Source organism: Parabacteroides sp. CH2-D42-20 (assembly GCF_003670185.1).
Taxonomy (GTDB): Bacteria; Bacteroidota; Bacteroidia; order Bacteroidales; family Tannerellaceae; genus Parabacteroides; species Parabacteroides distasonis.
In genome coordinates this window covers 1-15880 of the sequence record NZ_RAYG01000050.1, presented here as the reverse complement: position 1 = coordinate 15880, position 15880 = coordinate 1, and the positions used below count along the sequence as shown (strand labels likewise).

Sequence of the window (15880 nt, the reverse complement as noted above, 5' to 3'; positions counted from 1 at the left end):
TAATAACAAAGCCCCAGCTTGTGAAAGTCGGGGCTTTGTGCATAAAAAAGGAGATGTGCATTTTGACACACCTCCTTTATGCTATTGTTCATTTCGGAGGGATCAGTTTTAGATTTTTGTTTTTCTGTTGATATGTTTTCCTATATTTGCATGGTCAATGTGATGCGAAAGGAGATGGATTTAGAACGAATATATCTTGAGCGACTGCGAAAAGGTTCGTATAAAGATTTTACGAAGCTGTATGAGTTATATGTATCTCGCCTATATGCTTTTGCTTTAGGCTTGACTCATTCGGATGTTCTTGCTAAAGATATAGTGCAAGAGACATTTATTAAGGTATGGATACGCAGAGAGCAGATTGATCCGGATATGTCTTTTAGGTCTTTCTTGTTTACCATGGCAAAGAATCAATTGTTGAATGAGTTTCGTAGGCAGGCAAACAGTCCGCTTTTTTTGGAAGATATTGCATTTGTCGAATCAGGAGAATGTGATGAGACTGCTATTGAACGGAAACTCTCTTTGGAGGAGTTTAACCATAAACTGGAAGTGTCGAAGCAAAAACTTTCTCCTCGCCAGCGGGAATTGTTTGAGTTGAGTAAAGAGCAAGGGCTGTCTATAACGGAAATTGCTGTTAAAACCTTGATTACTGAACAATCTGTTCGTAATCAGATATCTCAAGCCTTGCATATCTTGAGGAAGGAACTAGGTAACTACGCATATCTATTCTCTCTTTTCTTTATAGGGTAAATAGGTCTCTTAATACAATTTCTATGTTTTATAACATATAAAGAGGTATGTTATAAATTCATCTGTCATGTGTATACCTTATAAAAAGGATATTATGCAGGAATCACATACATATTATTTGCTCTCAAAGTACATGGATCATACGATCTCTACGGAAGAGTTGAAAACACTACGGCTTTTGGTTAATTTGTCTGATGATGATGAATTATCGCTGTCATTGTCTCATTTATGGGAAAATGGGCGACCCTTTGAAGAGGTTGATGAGAGAATCATACGAGATATGTTCAGTGAGATTCAAAATCGAACGAGAAAAGAACGATTCGTTATGGTGTTTAGGCAACTGGCTCGTATCGCCGCAATACTATTAATACCTTTATTAAGTATATTGTCTGGTTATTTATATTTCAATCCAGTCGATCAGAAGGGTAGCATTGGCAATTTAGTGGTTCATGCCGATAGAGGGGAAAGATCGGGGGTGACTTTACCGGATGGAACACAAGTAAAACTAAATGCGGAATCGAGCTTAAGTTACACTCACGATTTCGGTCGAGAGCTTCGACAGGTCAATTTAGAGGGAGAGGCCTATTTTGAGGTGACTCGGAATGAGGATAAACCTTTCGTGGTACATACTGAATATCTGGATATAGAAGTGTTGGGCACAAGTTTTAATGTGTATTCGTATGAGCGGGAGAATGTCATGGAAATGGCCTTGATATCGGGACGGATCAAGATACAGACTTGTTCAGACCCTTCTCGTGTCGTTTATCTAAAACCAAATGAAAAAGCATTGTTCAATAAAGAATCGGGTATTATAACCGTGGAGAAAACAGATAATCGATTTGAAACGGCGTGGTTAAGAGGAGACCTCGTTTTTCGATCAACGAAATTAAGTGATGTCTTGGCCAAACTAGAGCGTAGATATGGCGTGAATATCCATTTGAATGATTTTTCTTTAGCGAATGACTTATTTACCGGAAATTTTGATAGTGAATATATCGTAGATGTAATGGACCTTTTAGAGAGGCATTATGACTTTACATATGATATACGAGGAGATGATATCTTTATACATCCTTGAGCGAGTGAAAATAAAATGTATAACCTTAAATCAGTTCTTATGCGACAAGATTCTTCATAATAAAAACGGAACCGAAAAATGGTCGAGATTTTCCGGTTCCCCAATTAATACTCCATTTACGAGAATGGCGATCAAGCCATAAAACGGATTGTATCAATTTTAAAAAATAATATATGTTCAAAAGTAGAAAAAATCAATGTAGCTATATAATTTTTTTGGCTCTATTTCTGTTTTTTAATCCTATTTTGGTATTAGCTCAGACAGGAAGTGTCACTCTTTCCATGAAGAATGCTACATTAAAGCAATTTTTTGAGGCTGTAGAGAAGCAAACCACATATATATTCTCTTATCGGGATGCTATAGTGGAAGGAAAGAAAGAGGTAACTTTAAACGTGACGAATCAGCCGATTCGGCGTTTGTTAGATGATGTACTGCATCAAAGAGACTTGCAATATACGATGACAGGGCATTCAATTGTCGTAACTTTAAAGACTGCTGGTAATGTAAAGCTGGTATCTGGTACTGTCGTGGATAGTAACGGTGAACCGATTATCGGAGCGAATGTTGTTGAGAAAGGGACTACGAATGGAACGGTAACGGATATTTCGGGAAATTTCTCATTAAATATAAATGATAGCGGTATTTTACAGGTCTCGTATATTGGGTTTAATACTCAAGATGTAGCTGTGAACGGAAAATCAAGTTTAATGATAAACTTGAAGGAAGATACTCAAAAACTGGATGAGGTAGTCGTTGTTGGTTATGGCGTGCAGAAGAAGTCGAATGTAACGGGATCTGTGGCTTCTATTAAGACGGATGATTTTAATGATTTAAATATGGATGTGTCGCATGTTATTCAAGGACGTGTGGCTGGTGTCAATGTTTCCAATGGGAATATTATCATTCGTGGAGCGGCTTCTATCAATGGTGCGGATCCGTTGTGGATCGTGGATGGAGTGCCGGGTAGCGCTCCTAATTTTAATGATATAGAATCTATCGAGATCTTGAAGGATGCGGCTTCTACTGCTATTTATGGTGCTCGGGGAGCAGGTGGTGTGATCCTTGTTACCACTAAAAAAGGAAAGATAGGGAAACTTTCTATTAATGCGAGAGTAAACTTTGGAATAGAGACTCCGATCGATTTGCCGGATATGCTGCATACCGCAGACTTTATTGACCGGAAACTGGCGGCAGGCTTCCCTAATAATCCCAATTCCGGCTGGGATAATCCCGCTTCGCTACCAGATACAGACTGGGAAGATCTGGTTTGGCGTAATGCTTTTAGGCAAAACTATTTTTTACAGATGACAGGTGGTAATGAGAAAACTACATTTAATATGTCTGCGGAGTTCTACAAGAATCAGTTTATCGAACGTTATTCATTTGAGGATGCGGGTAATTTTCGTGTGGCTAGCCAGACAAATATAAGTAAACGTGTGAAATTTTCCGAGATCCTGACTGTTGGTTTTAATAATACGGATCCCCATTTGTATGGGCAGACGAATAATGATTATGTTTATTACCGCCAAGTTCCTACGATGGTGCCTTATGATAATACCAACGAAGCTGGTGGAGGTTGGGGGAAACATCCGGCAGGTGGTTACTACGAGGGACCTAATCATGTGGCTACACTAATGTCGCATCATGCGAATGAACGTAGGTTTTGGGCCCGGGCAAATGCGATTTTGGATTGGGAGATTATCAATGATTTAAAATTCCAAGCGAATTTCTCTGCCAATTTTGACTCCCATGCGAATAATTTGTTCTTAGAGTCATGGAATTTGGGATCTTTATCTCAACAGGATTATTACTCGAAAGATTATGGCTCCGGTTATGATTTACGTATGTTATATACATTGACTTATGATCATACTTTTGGGGAGAAACACTATGTAAAAGGTATGGTTGGCTACGAGGCTTATCGGGCGACGGCTTCTTCGGCAGGTGGTTGGAAAAACGGCTTCTTGGTTCAGCCTTCGGATGATATTAGTTTAGGTACGGGAGATAAAGATGTATCCGGAACGAAAACGGAAGGTCGTAGTTTATCCCAGTTCGCTCGTGTAAACTATGCTTATGATGACAGGTATTTGCTAGAGGCTAGTATTCGTCGGGATGGTTATGATAACTTTGGCCCAGAGAACCGGTTTGGTGTGTTTCCTTCGGCTTCTGTTGGTTGGAATGTGGGAAAAGAGAGCTTCGTAAAGGATAATATAACATGGATGTCTCAATTGAAATTGAGAGGAAGTTATGGTAAAATTGGTAACAATACAATTCCTCAATTCTTGTATGAACCTTCTTTTACGAATAATTATCTATATTATTCATATGATGGGCAAAATACGCAGAGAGGATTCTGGTATTCAAATGTTGCGAATGCTACGATTAAATGGGAAGACGTGGCCCAATGGAATATAGGTGTTGACGCAAGTTTTCTGGATAATCGCTTGAATACAACAATCGAGTATTATGATAAGAAAACTTCCGATATGCTGTATTCAGTAGGTGTGCCACCTTCTGCCGGGCCTTCTTCGGAACCATTTAGCGAGACCTCTTCTTATCGGGCTAATATCGGAAAGATAAGCAATAGAGGTTTCGAATGGATGGTTCAATGGAGGGATTCCTATAAAGATTTCAGGTATGACGTGGCTTTTACGTTGTCTACCAACAAGAACAAAGTGGTAAAGTTAAGTGACCAAGTGAATCCGATCATTTGGGCTGGAAGCGATGCGGCTTTGAATAGTTCTATTTATCGTACGGAAAATGGGCAACCGATGGGACAGATGTATGGATATGTAGTGGATGGCATTATTCAAGACCAAGCGGAAATCGATGCCTTAAACGCTCAATCTCCGGATGGATTGTACCAACAAGCAGGTACGGCTCCGGGTGATTTGAAATATAAGGATTTAAATGGAGACGGAAAGGTGACGAATGAGGATAAGACATATATCGGTAATCCTTGGCCGGATTTGATGTATGGATTGAATATAAATTTGTCATGGAAAGGCTTTGATTTAAATATGGGCTGGTTAGGAAACGCAGGTGTTGATGTCTTTAATAGCGCTAAGCTTTATGAAAGAAGTTTCTATGGTGACTATAATACGACTTATAAGGTATATGAGGCGTGGAGTCCGACGAACCGGGCTACTTCACATCCTCGAGTAACGAAAGAGGACCCGAATGGAAACTTCAAGAATGTCTCCTCTTATTTTGTGGAGGATGGTTCTTTCTTTAAGTTGAAGAATTTACATTTCGGCTATAATTTACCGAAATCAATACTTTCTCATTTGAAGATTGAAGGTTTGAAGTTTTATATTAACTGCGATAATTTATTTATTATCACAAAGTTCCAAGGAGATCCTGAATTGGGTGGTGGATATTTGGAACGAAATATGTATTCTGTGAAACGGGCTCCATCCACCCGCACCATTATGGGCGGTTTAAGTTTAACCCTCTAAATTAATAGGAAGATGAAGAAATTAGTTATATTATTAGCTGCTGCGTTAACTTTTAATAGTTGTTCGGATAGTTTTCTGGATTTATCAAATCCCAGTGCGTTATCTCCAAGTGTCTACCCTAAATCTATGGCGGATATGGAGACTATCGTAACATCAGTTTATGCGAATATGGTCGCTGTGCCTTTGTATGGAAAGAGGGTTATGGCGAAAGGGACATTCTGTGTGGATCATACGGTAGATATGGCTTGGACTGGTGACGCCAACTGGAACCAGTTGGCGACCAATCAAGTGACTTCTGATAATGCTTACATTGGGACGTTATGGATTGGTTATTATAAAATGATTTCTTGTGCGAATACCGTATTGGAGCAATTGGAAAGAATCGACAAGGAGAAGTTTACAGATGCGGATTTAGTAAGGCTTTCGCAGATGAAGGGAGAAGCTTTGTTTTGGAGAGGTTGGGCACACCAACAGTTAGTAGCGTTTTTTGGAGAGGGATATCCTTGTAACGGGGAGGGCGATAGAAAAGGTGTACCTGTTCGTTTACAGGTAGCATCGACTCCGGATATGCTAAATATAGAACGTAGCACGGTGGCCGAGGTTTACGATCAGATCTTGAAAGATTATGAGGCAGCCAAACTTTTGCTACCTGCTGTATGGGAAGAGAGGGCGGACTATCCACGTCCAACCTCTGTTGCCGTTACTAGTTACATCGGGCAAGCGAATTTGTATATGGGTAATTATGATGCGGCAAAGAAAGCGTTGAAAGAGGTTATTGATTCTTCCGGAAAAGAATTGCTCCCTTTCAATGAATATGCGAAGATGTTTAATGAGGATCAGGAGAAATTTAATAGAGAATCGATCTTAGAGATTAATTTCCGTAATGGGGATACTTCCGGATATTTTTGGTATGGAGAAGGTTCTCAATATGGATTGATCGCTGCCTTATGTTTCCAGAACGCAAGTGGAGATGTCGAGGCGGCCGGTTGGGGTAATATTTTCTTTCATGATGCGAATATTAAACGTTTTAATGGAGATCCTCGTTTGGATATCGCCGCTTTGCGTCCGGGAACTCCTGTTATTATGAATGGACAGCAGACGCAGGTTCTGAAATATAAGGATACGGAGGCTGACATTCAAGGTTGGAGCATGCGAAAATACAATCCGTTGAAAAGTACGGTGAATGAGTTGAATTTAGGGGTTGGTATTAATATGTATTTGATGCGTTTGGCGGATGTATATTTGATGTATGCGGAAGCTTGTCAGGCTACGGGAGATGAGGTAAATGCCCGGAACTATATGAATCTGGTAAGAAGAAGAGCTTATAATGGAGATAGTTCCCATGATATAACGGCTAGTGGAGAAGCTTTGAGAGATGCGATTCGGGAGGAACGTTTCATGGAGTTCTGCGGTGAGGGCGTACAACATTGGCAAGATGTTTGCCGCTGGAAGGTCTTGGATGAGGAGATTAGCCGTTGGTATGGAAAGACACGTGTTGGTAATCCGCATTATGATGCGAAAGATTTGTATTTCCCGATACCCAAGGTTGAAATGGAGAATAATCCGAATATGACACAAAGCATAGGTTACGAGAACGAGTAGATATAACTTGTTGAAAAGTTCATCAAAGAAAAGGAATAGGATGGTTCTCTTGGGATCGCTAATCCTATTCTTTTTTATTCCTTTATGATCATATTAAATCTTATTGAATAATGAAGATGATAGATGTGTCGAAAGTAAGAGTCTTTCGGGGGTGTCTCTTTGTATTGTTTATGCTCTTTATGCGGGTAGGTTGGGCCTCAAATGATGATAGCACCTATAATATCGTGGATTTTGGAGCTAAAGGAGATGGAATAACAGACAATACCCAGTTCATCAACAGGACAATAGAAGCTTGTACCTTGAGAGGGGGAGGAACGGTTATCATTCCGGAGGGAACGTTTTTGACAGGAAGTATTCTGCTGAAAAGTAAAGTAAACTTATTCTTAGAAAGTAATGCCGTAGTGAAAGGCATAAATAATCTGGAAAAGTACCGTTCTATATCCGATCTTAATCAAGATGAGACTTATTATAAAGTAAAACCCCGGAATTGGAACAAAGCATTGCTTTTAGGAGATCAAGTTGAAGATGTGTCAATTACAGGAGAGGGGGTAATCGATGGTGCCCATATTCAAGATAAAAAAGGTGAAGAAGGGATGAGAGGCCCTCATATTCTCTTTTTGTCGAGATCGAAAGGGATTAAGATATCGGGAGTTAAACTACGAAGAGCGTCGAACTATGCTTTTATGAGTTATGATATTGAAAGGGCTTCTTTCGATAATCTTTTAGTGGAGGAAGGATGGGATGGGATTCATATTCGTGGCGGAAAAGATATCCGTATCCGAAATTGCCGTTTTTATACGGGTGATGATGCTGTTGCGGGTGGGCTATGGAAGAATATGGTAATAGAGAATTGCTATATGAACTCATCGTGCAATGGGATAAGGTTGATAATGCCGGCTACTGGTTTAAAGATCGTTGATTGTGAATTTAGAGGTCCGGGAAAATATCCACATCGGACTTCCGGTGAGCAAAAACGTAGGAATATGCTTTCTGGTATATTGCTCCAACCGGGCGCATGGTTTCCTGCGTTTGGGGAAGTAAAGGATATATTGATATCTAGCTGTTCTTTTGATCAATTGGATAATCCGTTTCTAGTCACATTGAATGAGGGGAACCGGGGAGAGCGGATCTGTTTGGAGCATATAAGAGGTACACGTTTAATGAAAGCGGCCGCCTCGGTAGAGAGTTGGGGAGATAGTAGTTTGAAAGATGTCCGGCTTTCGGATGTTTCCTTATCGTATATTGGGAATAAAGATCAAGAAATAGTAGGACGTACTCCCTCGAAGCCATTGACAGATTATCGTGCGCTCCCTTGCTGGGGGCTTTACCTTCATAATTTAGATCGAGTGATTTTACGGAATGTTCGATTAGTTTGTGAGAGTGGGAAAGTTAGCCCAGCCTCTTGCTTCGATAATGTGGGGTCCGTGGAGATTTATAATGTAAGTTTTTAATCTTAAAAAGAATTAGTATGCGAAAATATCTTTTGTTTTGTCTAGCTTTTTGTGTATTGGGTTGTTTGGCTCAAGATTTGATCGTCCGTCCGAACGATCCTATTATTTATAAGAAAGAGGGCGGTGCCTTTTTATGGCTGGGGGATACGGCTTGGGAGTTATTTCATGTATTGGATAAGGAGGAGATCGTTCACTATCTGGATAACCGGCAAGAAAAGGGCTTTACGGTAATACAGGCTGTTATCTTATCTGAACTGGATGGTTTGGATAAACCGAATGTGTACGGATATTTGCCCTTGGTTGATAAGAACCCTACCCAAATCACGGAAGGATACTTTGAGTTAGTGGATTTCGTGATTCGAGAGGCTGGAAAACGAGGACTGTATATTGGGCTTTTACCTACTTGGGCGAGTAATGTGGTAGAGAAAGACGGAAATCCGGCTTTGTTTAACCCTGATAATGCGTATACGTACGGGAAAATACTGGGAACCCGGTATAAAAACGAAGCTGTAATATGGATTCTTGGTGGCGATAGAAATGTAGTTACGGATAAGGAGTTTGAAATCTGGCAGTCTATGGCGAAAGGAATTCAAGAAGGAAATGGAGGAACACAACTAATGTCCTATCATCCGACAGGAGAGATTTCCTCGCATTATTGGTTCCACAATGAGTCTTGGCTATCATTCAATATTCTCCAAAGCGGACATTACCGCCGGATGGATCCGGTATATCGTTTTTCGGGTATGTATGCTCAATTGAGTCCGATTAAACCGTTTGTAAATGCGGAACCTTCATACGAGGACATACCGGTTCGTTTCTGGGAATATTTTGATTATGCTAAATTCGGGAAGAAAAAGGAGGACATAATAGGTGATAACGGGTTGATTAAGGATACGACTTATTTTACGGATGGAATTTACGATGACTATGATATTCGTATGCAGGCTTATTGGACTTATTTGTCTGGAGCTGCCGGATATACATATGGGAATAACGCTATTTGGCAAATGTATAAGCCCGGAGGTAAATATCATGTACCATGCCTCACGTTTTGGGATGGTGCGTTGGATAGGCCGGGAGCCGAATGTATGCGCTATGTAAAGTCTTTGTTTACGATGTATCCGTTAGATCGTTTCCGTCCGGATCTATCCGTTTTGTTTGGAATTAATTACAATGACGCAAGTTATATCACTCCAGTTTTAGCAAAAGATAAGACTTTTATTTTAGTTTATTTGAGTCAAGGGCAGGATGTAAGAATACAAATGAGTAAATTGCGATCTTTTGGGAAAGCTTATTGGTTCAATCCGAGGAATGGGGCGAGAACTTTGATCGGAGCGGTCGAGAATAAGGGAATTCGTACATTCAATGCGCCCGGAGAAGCGGGAGAGAGGGGAAATGATTGGATCTTAATTTTGGAGGCGGATGATAGGTAGACGATGTATAAATTTTAAATAATAAAAGTCATTATGAAGAAGATCAATGTTTTACTGTTAGCCTTTTTGCTGTTAAGTTTTTGGGCGAATGCCCAGCAGTATCCTTTTAACGGGTTGGATATGAATATGGGAAACCTTTCTCGTTTGTCGAATGCGCAGAGTCGTTCGATCAGTCCGGAGAATTTTACGGGGGAGAAAGGGAAAGGAGCGATGGCTGATCCCGTGAGAGATAAGGATGTCCGGAATAAGGCGAATGCAGCTGGCCCAGCGAAAGATTTGGGGAAAGGCTGGAAAGTAAATCCTTTTATTATCGTGAAACCGGGGGAGACAGTTACTATCGCGGAGATTGATGGCCCGGGGGCTATCCAGCAGATATGGATGACTCCCACTGGCAACTGGCGATTCTCGATACTCCGTATGTATTGGGACGACGAGAAAGAGCCTTCGGTTGAATGTCCGGTCGGGGATTTCTTCGCCAGTGCTTTTAATGAGTATGCCCAACTTTCCTCGTTGGCGGTCTGTGTAAATCCCGGGAGCGCTTTCAATTGCTACTGGAAGATGCCGTTCCGTAAGAAAGCACGTATAACGTTGGAGAATATTAATAATGCGGAAGAGATGCGTTTGTATTACCAGATTAATTATACCTTGACGGAAGTGCCGGAGGATGAGGGATATTTCCATGCGCAGTTCCGTCGTTCCAACCCGACACAAGGCTCTATCCATACGTTGGTGGATGGAATCAAGGGAAAGGGACAATATGTCGGAACTTATTTAGCTTGGCGTGTCAATGATAACTGTTGGTGGGGTGAAGGAGAGATCAAGTTCTATATGGATGGCGACAAGGAATACCCGACAATCTGTGGAACAGGTACGGAGGATTATTTCTGCGGTTCGTATAACTTCGAGAATCAGAAAACACATCAATACCAAGAATTCACCACTCCTTATGCGGGAATGCACCAAGTGATCCGTCCGGATGGCCTATATCGGGCTGTTACGGCGTTCGGCTTGTATCGCTGGCATATCTTGGACCCGGTTCGTTTTGAAAAGGATCTGAAGGTTACGATTCAAGATTTGGGTTGGCGGCACGACGGTAGGTATAATAATCAAAAGTCGGATATCTCATCGACTACTTTCTGGTATCAGGCGGAACCACATGCTAAATTCCCGGCATTGCCCAGTAAGGATGATTTGGAGATTCCGAGATGGTAAATGGCCTGTGGTAAAATGTTAAATGTTATTTCCGATTAAACCTTTCCTTTTTATCGATGTCTATTCTTTCGAAGCGCTTCATAAACAGGTAATTTATAATAAAAGTAATAAGTAGTAGTTTATGAAAAAGGTAATAGGATTGTGTTTGGTTGTATTGTTGAGTTCTACTTCTGTGTTCGCTCGTGAGAACAGGCGTATGGACAAGCGTAAGATGGATCCGTCCGCACGTTGCGAGAAGATGATCGCCGACTTGAAGTTAGATGAGAAACAAGCGGTGGAGTTCCGTAAACTTCAAAAAGAGTATATGGAAAAGGCTCAGAAAGAACGTGAGGCGATGAAGGCTGAGCGTGAGAAGCAACGGGAAAAGATGTTGGCCATGCGTGAGGATAAGAACGCCCAGATGAAAAAGATATTGACGGAGGAACAATACAAACAATATCTGGAGAAACAGCAGCCTAAAGGGAATAAACATGGCAGAAAACATCTAGGTAACGGACGTAGATAAAGAAGTCTATAGATAGATAAAATGGCCGGGGTAGCGATTATCCCGGCCATTTTAGTTCTAATCGGCTGCTTCAACCACATACCAAGTATATCCGTTGGCAGGGATTTTAACCGTAAGCTCCACCGTATAGTCCCGGTTCAGTTTGTAGGTGACAGGCTTTTGCTCTTTTTCCCGGATGCGGGCTGTTTGTGTCAGGCCGGTATAATAGAGTGGGATATGGATCGTACGGGTGATCTCTTGATGGGTCGGATTGAAGAACATGGCTAGACCTTTCTCCTTCTTGTGGGGATTGACGTGTATGAACCCGTCCCAGTCTCGTGCGTCCGGTCGGCGTAAATGGATCATATCGCTGTTGAGTATATCGCGGTATTTCTTATACCATTGAATGACCTCGGTTACGGCTGCTTGGGTCTCCGGGGTATCATACAGACGTGGCCCTCGATAGCAAGCTTGGACACCAGCTCCGTAATTTTGCATCATATGTGTTTTGTATTCGAACAAGTGTTCGTGGAGGGGCTCCAAGGTAGCGGCCTCTCCTCCTCCTTGATACTCCACGAGAGGAACAAAGCTCCAGCATGCCGAAGCCATCCGATCCCATGTACCATCATAATTCAATTGGCGGGCATGGATGATCTGCCGATCCCGGGGAAGCGACCAGTTGGCTTCACGGTAACCAATGCCTGTCTTGGTAGACCCGTTCAAGAAATAGAAATCGGGAACATTGATATAAATGCCATTCTCGCACATCCAACGATAGAGATCGGTTATCTTATGGAACTGATTCCATTGGGAATCTTCCAGCCCTTTATGATAGGTATGGTGGGTAGATGCGCATACGTCGCCGGGATAGGAGCCGTCGTGCTCGAAGCAACGCATGCCCGTACGCTCGAAGAAGGTTCGTATATGATGGAAATACTCATATCCCCAATCGCTGCAAAGGCAGGGAGCGCTACCGAAACGCATCCCCCCTCGTTTACCTGTCTTGGGATTGATAACATCTACCTCGTCGCTGATCCAACGGCTTGATAAGAGGGAGTAACACCCTAACTCTACACCTTTGTTGCGGGCGTAATCCACCAAAGATTTATATTTGGCGATATTTTCTTCTGAGATATCCTCGGCGTTCAATCCGGACCCAAAGCTGATGATAACCATCTCGTATCCAACGGTAGCGCATTGATCGATAGCGGTACGAATAACATCCGGATCGGAAGAGGTAAGGTGCATGAAGATCGGATTCTCCGTAGCCCATGGAGCTACCGTATAATGTAAGCGTCGTTTAAACAAACCCTTCCGTTCCCGATCATCGCTGTCGAACGGCATCTCGTATACGCTAAAGGATTTGAATTTCTGGCCCGCCGCTAGGGTATAATCAGGACCTAGCTTGGGGGATACATCTAATATACAAGGCGTTAGCAAAGGATAATTGCGTTGGGAGGTATATTCCGGATCGGCCACCCATTTCTCCGTGATATCGGTTTCCCGCTCGGTAAACTCTCCGCCACAAGCATAATCGCTTTCTACATGTATGTTCGGGAGCCTGAATTTAGAGGGATCTCCACCGCCGGGCGACTCCGGTTCGGCGAATGCCAGATATTCCAATTGAAAGGTATCGATATCTATGGACTGCGGGGTATTGTTGGTAACCTCCATACTTTTCCGGATAACCGGGATGTGATCGTATAAGTCGTAATGGAGTTCTACGGTGACACCTTCTGTTTCTTTCTCTCCTTTCAATACGAAAGTCAGTCTTTTCCCTGTGGGTACGTTCTTATTTAGTGCCCAGCGGCTTCTGGCCCATTTGATATCTTCCTGTAGCTCTTCTATGCGGAAATCCTTAATGAGAAAAGAACCGGGGCGAGTAGTCATCTGGTCGACCCATTCCATTTGGAAGTATCCGCGCTCGGGCTGGCCGGCCAGCCCGCCAAGTTCCCAACGTTTCCCGTCAATCGTCAAACAACCTTCGCTACTTACGGCACGAAGCATACTTTCTCCGGTCATCCGGTTAAAGATATCGAGAGTGGAAAGATTGGGCAAGACACGGAACATACGTGCTACCATTCCGTTTGACAATAAGATGCTTTTGCCATCTGGAGTCGCATATATGCCGGCTTTTGATCGTGAGGGTTGTAAAAGCCAGTCGAAAGAGGTGTTTTCCAAAGGAAGCCCTTGTTGGGGTAATTGCTTGATTTTATCAAGTAATTTCTTCTCCGTACCGGATGATACTTCCGGCCCTTTCCCTTGATAGCTCGTGGAGACGATCGAGGGGATGATCTCCATATACTCTATTTGGGGCGTGATCCATAAGGCATGATCTCCGCTAGGTCCATCGTCGGTAGGCTCTACAATAAGATCCAATATCTTTATGCCATTTAGGGGGATATCGATTGTTTTCGGGGCATCGCCAAGTTTGACGATACCGCTGTTATAAAGCTCCTTGTCATCTCCTTTCAAGATAAATAAGGCCGAGCCCGGATGTATTTTTCCGTCTTTACCTTCTAGACCAACAAATGTCTTGGCGTTTTTTCGGGTATCGAAATACATTTTCGTTCCGTCAACAAAAGGGATAACCGTGAGGCTTTTATCCGTATAATCGATATGTGAGTCGGCGATCCCGACCTGCGCTTGAAAGCGTGACGCATTCTTGTGTAAATCGATCTTGATATGACTTTTGGCTTGTACCCCGATCACGTCATCATACGTTTTTCCTTGTATAGAGGCGGGCTCGTTGGTAACTGATTTCCCTTTGACGGCGCCACCGTAAGTTTGGTAGGATTTATTTAGGTCCATGTCCATAAGCCGGATCTCGTTCTGGCCCATGGCGTAGAGGCCGGCAAATCCCGAAAGGATAGCTGTAAAGATAAGTTTATTCATAAAATCCAGTGATAAAAGAGGGTGTTATCAATGATAAAAATAAGGTGCTTCAAAAAGACTTCTTTTGAAACACCTTATTTGGTTTATAATCTAGCTTCGTTCTATTATAATGTCGTAAGTTTTAAATTTCGCCAAAGAACCTTGATGCCTCCACCGTCGTGAATCTGAAGGGCGATGCGGCCTTTACCCGCTCCGATCTTCTCATCATTCAAGTTTACCATTTCCTGTCCGTTCAGCCAAGTCTGTACGTTATCGCCTTGTACTTTGATACGCATCGTGTTCCAATCGCCTTCTTTCAAGATATTCTCTTTCTCATCCGGAATCTGAACCAACCAGCCACGTCCGTACGACTCATAGATACCACCTGTATCGTGACCCTTCGGAGCTACTTCTACCTGCCAGCCGTTTACTTTCACGCCTTCCTCAACGAAAGAGCGGATGAATACACCGGAGTTTCCGTCAGCCTCTTGCTTAAACTCTACGGTCAGATCAAAATCATCATAATAATCACGGGTAGCGAGATAACCGTATTGCTTATCGGGACCACTTTCGCAAACCAATAAACCGTCTTTTACGTACCATTTCTCCGTACCGTATGGTTCCCATCCCGTCAAATCCACGCCGTTGAACAAGTTCACTTCCTTACCGGCCTTACGAGGAAGTTCCTTGATCTTCAAGTTACGGAAAGATGCGGGATAACCATGATCTTGCAAGCAAAGCACACCTTTTTTCGCCAATCCGTATTCCGGTGCGTTGGCCCATTTGCCGCTATTTTTCTTAGCGTGCCAATCGTCTGTCCATGCCTCGAACTCTAGGATCTTTTGTCCGTTCAACCAATGTTCCACATGTCCATTATCGAATACGATCTTGGAGTTGTTCCATTCGCCTTGCGGATTCACCTTCATCTTGGATTTATCCGGCAAATGCATCGCGTAATCCACACCTAATTTCTGCCACTCTTCCAATGGGTCCGGGAAGTTCGGCTCGTCGATCAATTGATACTCCGGCCCCGTTACGTAAGGAACAGCGAATTGGGGACGCTCTACCACATGGTACAACATACCGCTATTGCCACCCTTGGACAATTTCCAGTCCCAAGAAAGCTCGAAGTTCTCATACTCTTTATCGGTTACGATGTAGCCACTAGCGTCGCTGCCATCTCCTTTGGCTTGTATACAACCATCCACTACATGCCAAGGCTGTGTCAATGTAGTCCCGTTGTAATCTTTCCAACCATCCAATGTCTTTCCATCAAAAAGCAGAACCCATCCGTCGGCGATTTCCTCGGGAGTAAGTGTGTTTTGTTCTTGACTGGCACAAGAGGAAAACAAGGCCAGCGATACCGCACAAGAGGCTAACAAGCTTGTGGCGGCTGTTTTTTTCATTACAGATTCCATGTAAATAAAGAATTTAGGTTGATAAATTGTAACTGAATGGCAAATTTACTATAAATCTCTGGAATAACCTCGAAAAACGGGAGAAATGACGCTAAACGACTTAATATCAAAGTCGTTACGGTG

10 protein-coding genes are annotated in these 15880 nt (G+C 42.6%); 8 read left to right on the top strand and 2 right to left on the bottom strand.

What is annotated here, in order from left to right; all coding sequences use genetic code 11:
* Positions 1 to 174 precede the first annotated feature (174 nt).
* The 8 genes from D7V92_RS20855 (at position 175) to D7V92_RS20820 (ending at position 11486) form a co-directional block, all read left to right on the top strand.
* On the top strand, positions 175 to 747 hold the full coding sequence (locus D7V92_RS20855) for an RNA polymerase sigma factor (protein ID WP_121773686.1): 573 nt from the start codon (positions 175 to 177) through the stop codon (positions 745 to 747).
* A 67-nt stretch (positions 748 to 814) separates the two neighbouring features.
* On the top strand, positions 815 to 1825 hold the full coding sequence (locus D7V92_RS20850) for a FecR family protein (protein ID WP_121773685.1): 1011 nt from the start codon (positions 815 to 817) through the stop codon (positions 1823 to 1825).
* Positions 1826 to 2106: 281 nt separating this feature from the next.
* On the top strand, positions 2107 to 5283 hold the full coding sequence (locus D7V92_RS20845) for a TonB-dependent receptor (protein ID WP_233572885.1): 3177 nt from the start codon (positions 2107 to 2109) through the stop codon (positions 5281 to 5283).
* 12 nt (positions 5284 to 5295) lie between these two features.
* Positions 5296 to 6885, top strand: coding sequence for a RagB/SusD family nutrient uptake outer membrane protein (locus D7V92_RS20840; RefSeq protein ID WP_005867004.1), 1590 nt, complete (start codon positions 5296 to 5298; stop codon positions 6883 to 6885).
* A gap of 110 nt (positions 6886 to 6995) precedes the next feature.
* Entirely contained in the window at positions 6996 to 8336 is a 1341-nt protein-coding gene (locus tag D7V92_RS20835) for a glycoside hydrolase family 28 protein (protein ID WP_121773683.1), read from the top strand.
* A 17-nt stretch (positions 8337 to 8353) separates the two neighbouring features.
* Entirely contained in the window at positions 8354 to 9769 is a 1416-nt protein-coding gene (locus D7V92_RS20830) for a glycoside hydrolase family 140 protein (RefSeq protein ID WP_121773682.1), read from the top strand.
* 33 nt (positions 9770 to 9802) lie between these two features.
* Positions 9803 to 10981 carry a glycoside hydrolase family 172 protein gene (locus tag D7V92_RS20825; RefSeq protein WP_048927980.1) on the top strand — a complete coding sequence of 393 codons (1179 nt, stop codon included), beginning with the start codon at positions 9803 to 9805 and terminating at the stop codon, positions 10979 to 10981.
* Positions 10982 to 11102: 121 nt separating this feature from the next.
* Entirely contained in the window at positions 11103 to 11486 is a 384-nt protein-coding gene (locus D7V92_RS20820) for a hypothetical protein (protein ID WP_005861419.1), read from the top strand.
* A gap of 57 nt (positions 11487 to 11543) precedes the next feature.
* Here the strand turns inward: D7V92_RS20820 and D7V92_RS20815 are convergent, their stop codons facing one another.
* Together D7V92_RS20815 and D7V92_RS20810 are read right to left on the bottom strand one after the other, a co-directional pair.
* Positions 11544 to 14360 (bottom strand): NPCBM/NEW2 domain-containing protein, encoded by a 2817-nt coding sequence (locus D7V92_RS20815; protein ID WP_121773681.1) that lies wholly within the window; start codon positions 14358 to 14360, stop codon positions 11544 to 11546.
* Between the two features lie 104 nt (positions 14361 to 14464).
* A complete protein-coding gene (locus D7V92_RS20810) occupies positions 14465 to 15757 on the bottom strand; it encodes a DUF1080 domain-containing protein (protein WP_008773813.1) in 1293 nt (430 codons plus the stop codon).
* Between the last annotated feature and the right edge of the window lie 123 nt (positions 15758 to 15880).

What these genes read in the sequence shown, in the direction of transcription:
- D7V92_RS20855 (WP_121773686.1), top strand. Translation starts at nt 175, where the DNA reads ATGGATTTAGAACGAATATATCTTGAGCGACTGCGAAAAGGTTCGTAT.
- D7V92_RS20850 (WP_121773685.1), top strand. Translation starts at nt 815, where the DNA reads ATGTGTATACCTTATAAAAAGGATATTATGCAGGAATCACATACATAT.
- D7V92_RS20845 (WP_233572885.1), top strand. Translation starts at nt 2,107, where the DNA reads ATGAAGAATGCTACATTAAAGCAATTTTTTGAGGCTGTAGAGAAGCAA.
- D7V92_RS20840 (WP_005867004.1), top strand. Translation starts at nt 5,296, where the DNA reads ATGAAGAAATTAGTTATATTATTAGCTGCTGCGTTAACTTTTAATAGT.
- D7V92_RS20835 (WP_121773683.1), top strand. Translation starts at nt 6,996, where the DNA reads ATGAAGATGATAGATGTGTCGAAAGTAAGAGTCTTTCGGGGGTGTCTC.
- D7V92_RS20830 (WP_121773682.1), top strand. Translation starts at nt 8,354, where the DNA reads ATGCGAAAATATCTTTTGTTTTGTCTAGCTTTTTGTGTATTGGGTTGT.
- D7V92_RS20825 (WP_048927980.1), top strand. Translation starts at nt 9,803, where the DNA reads ATGAAGAAGATCAATGTTTTACTGTTAGCCTTTTTGCTGTTAAGTTTT.
- D7V92_RS20820 (WP_005861419.1), top strand. Translation starts at nt 11,103, where the DNA reads ATGAAAAAGGTAATAGGATTGTGTTTGGTTGTATTGTTGAGTTCTACT.
- D7V92_RS20815 (WP_121773681.1), bottom strand. Translation starts at nt 14,360, where the DNA reads ATGAATAAACTTATCTTTACAGCTATCCTTTCGGGATTTGCCGGCCTC.
- D7V92_RS20810 (WP_008773813.1), bottom strand. Translation starts at nt 15,757, where the DNA reads ATGGAATCTGTAATGAAAAAAACAGCCGCCACAAGCTTGTTAGCCTCT.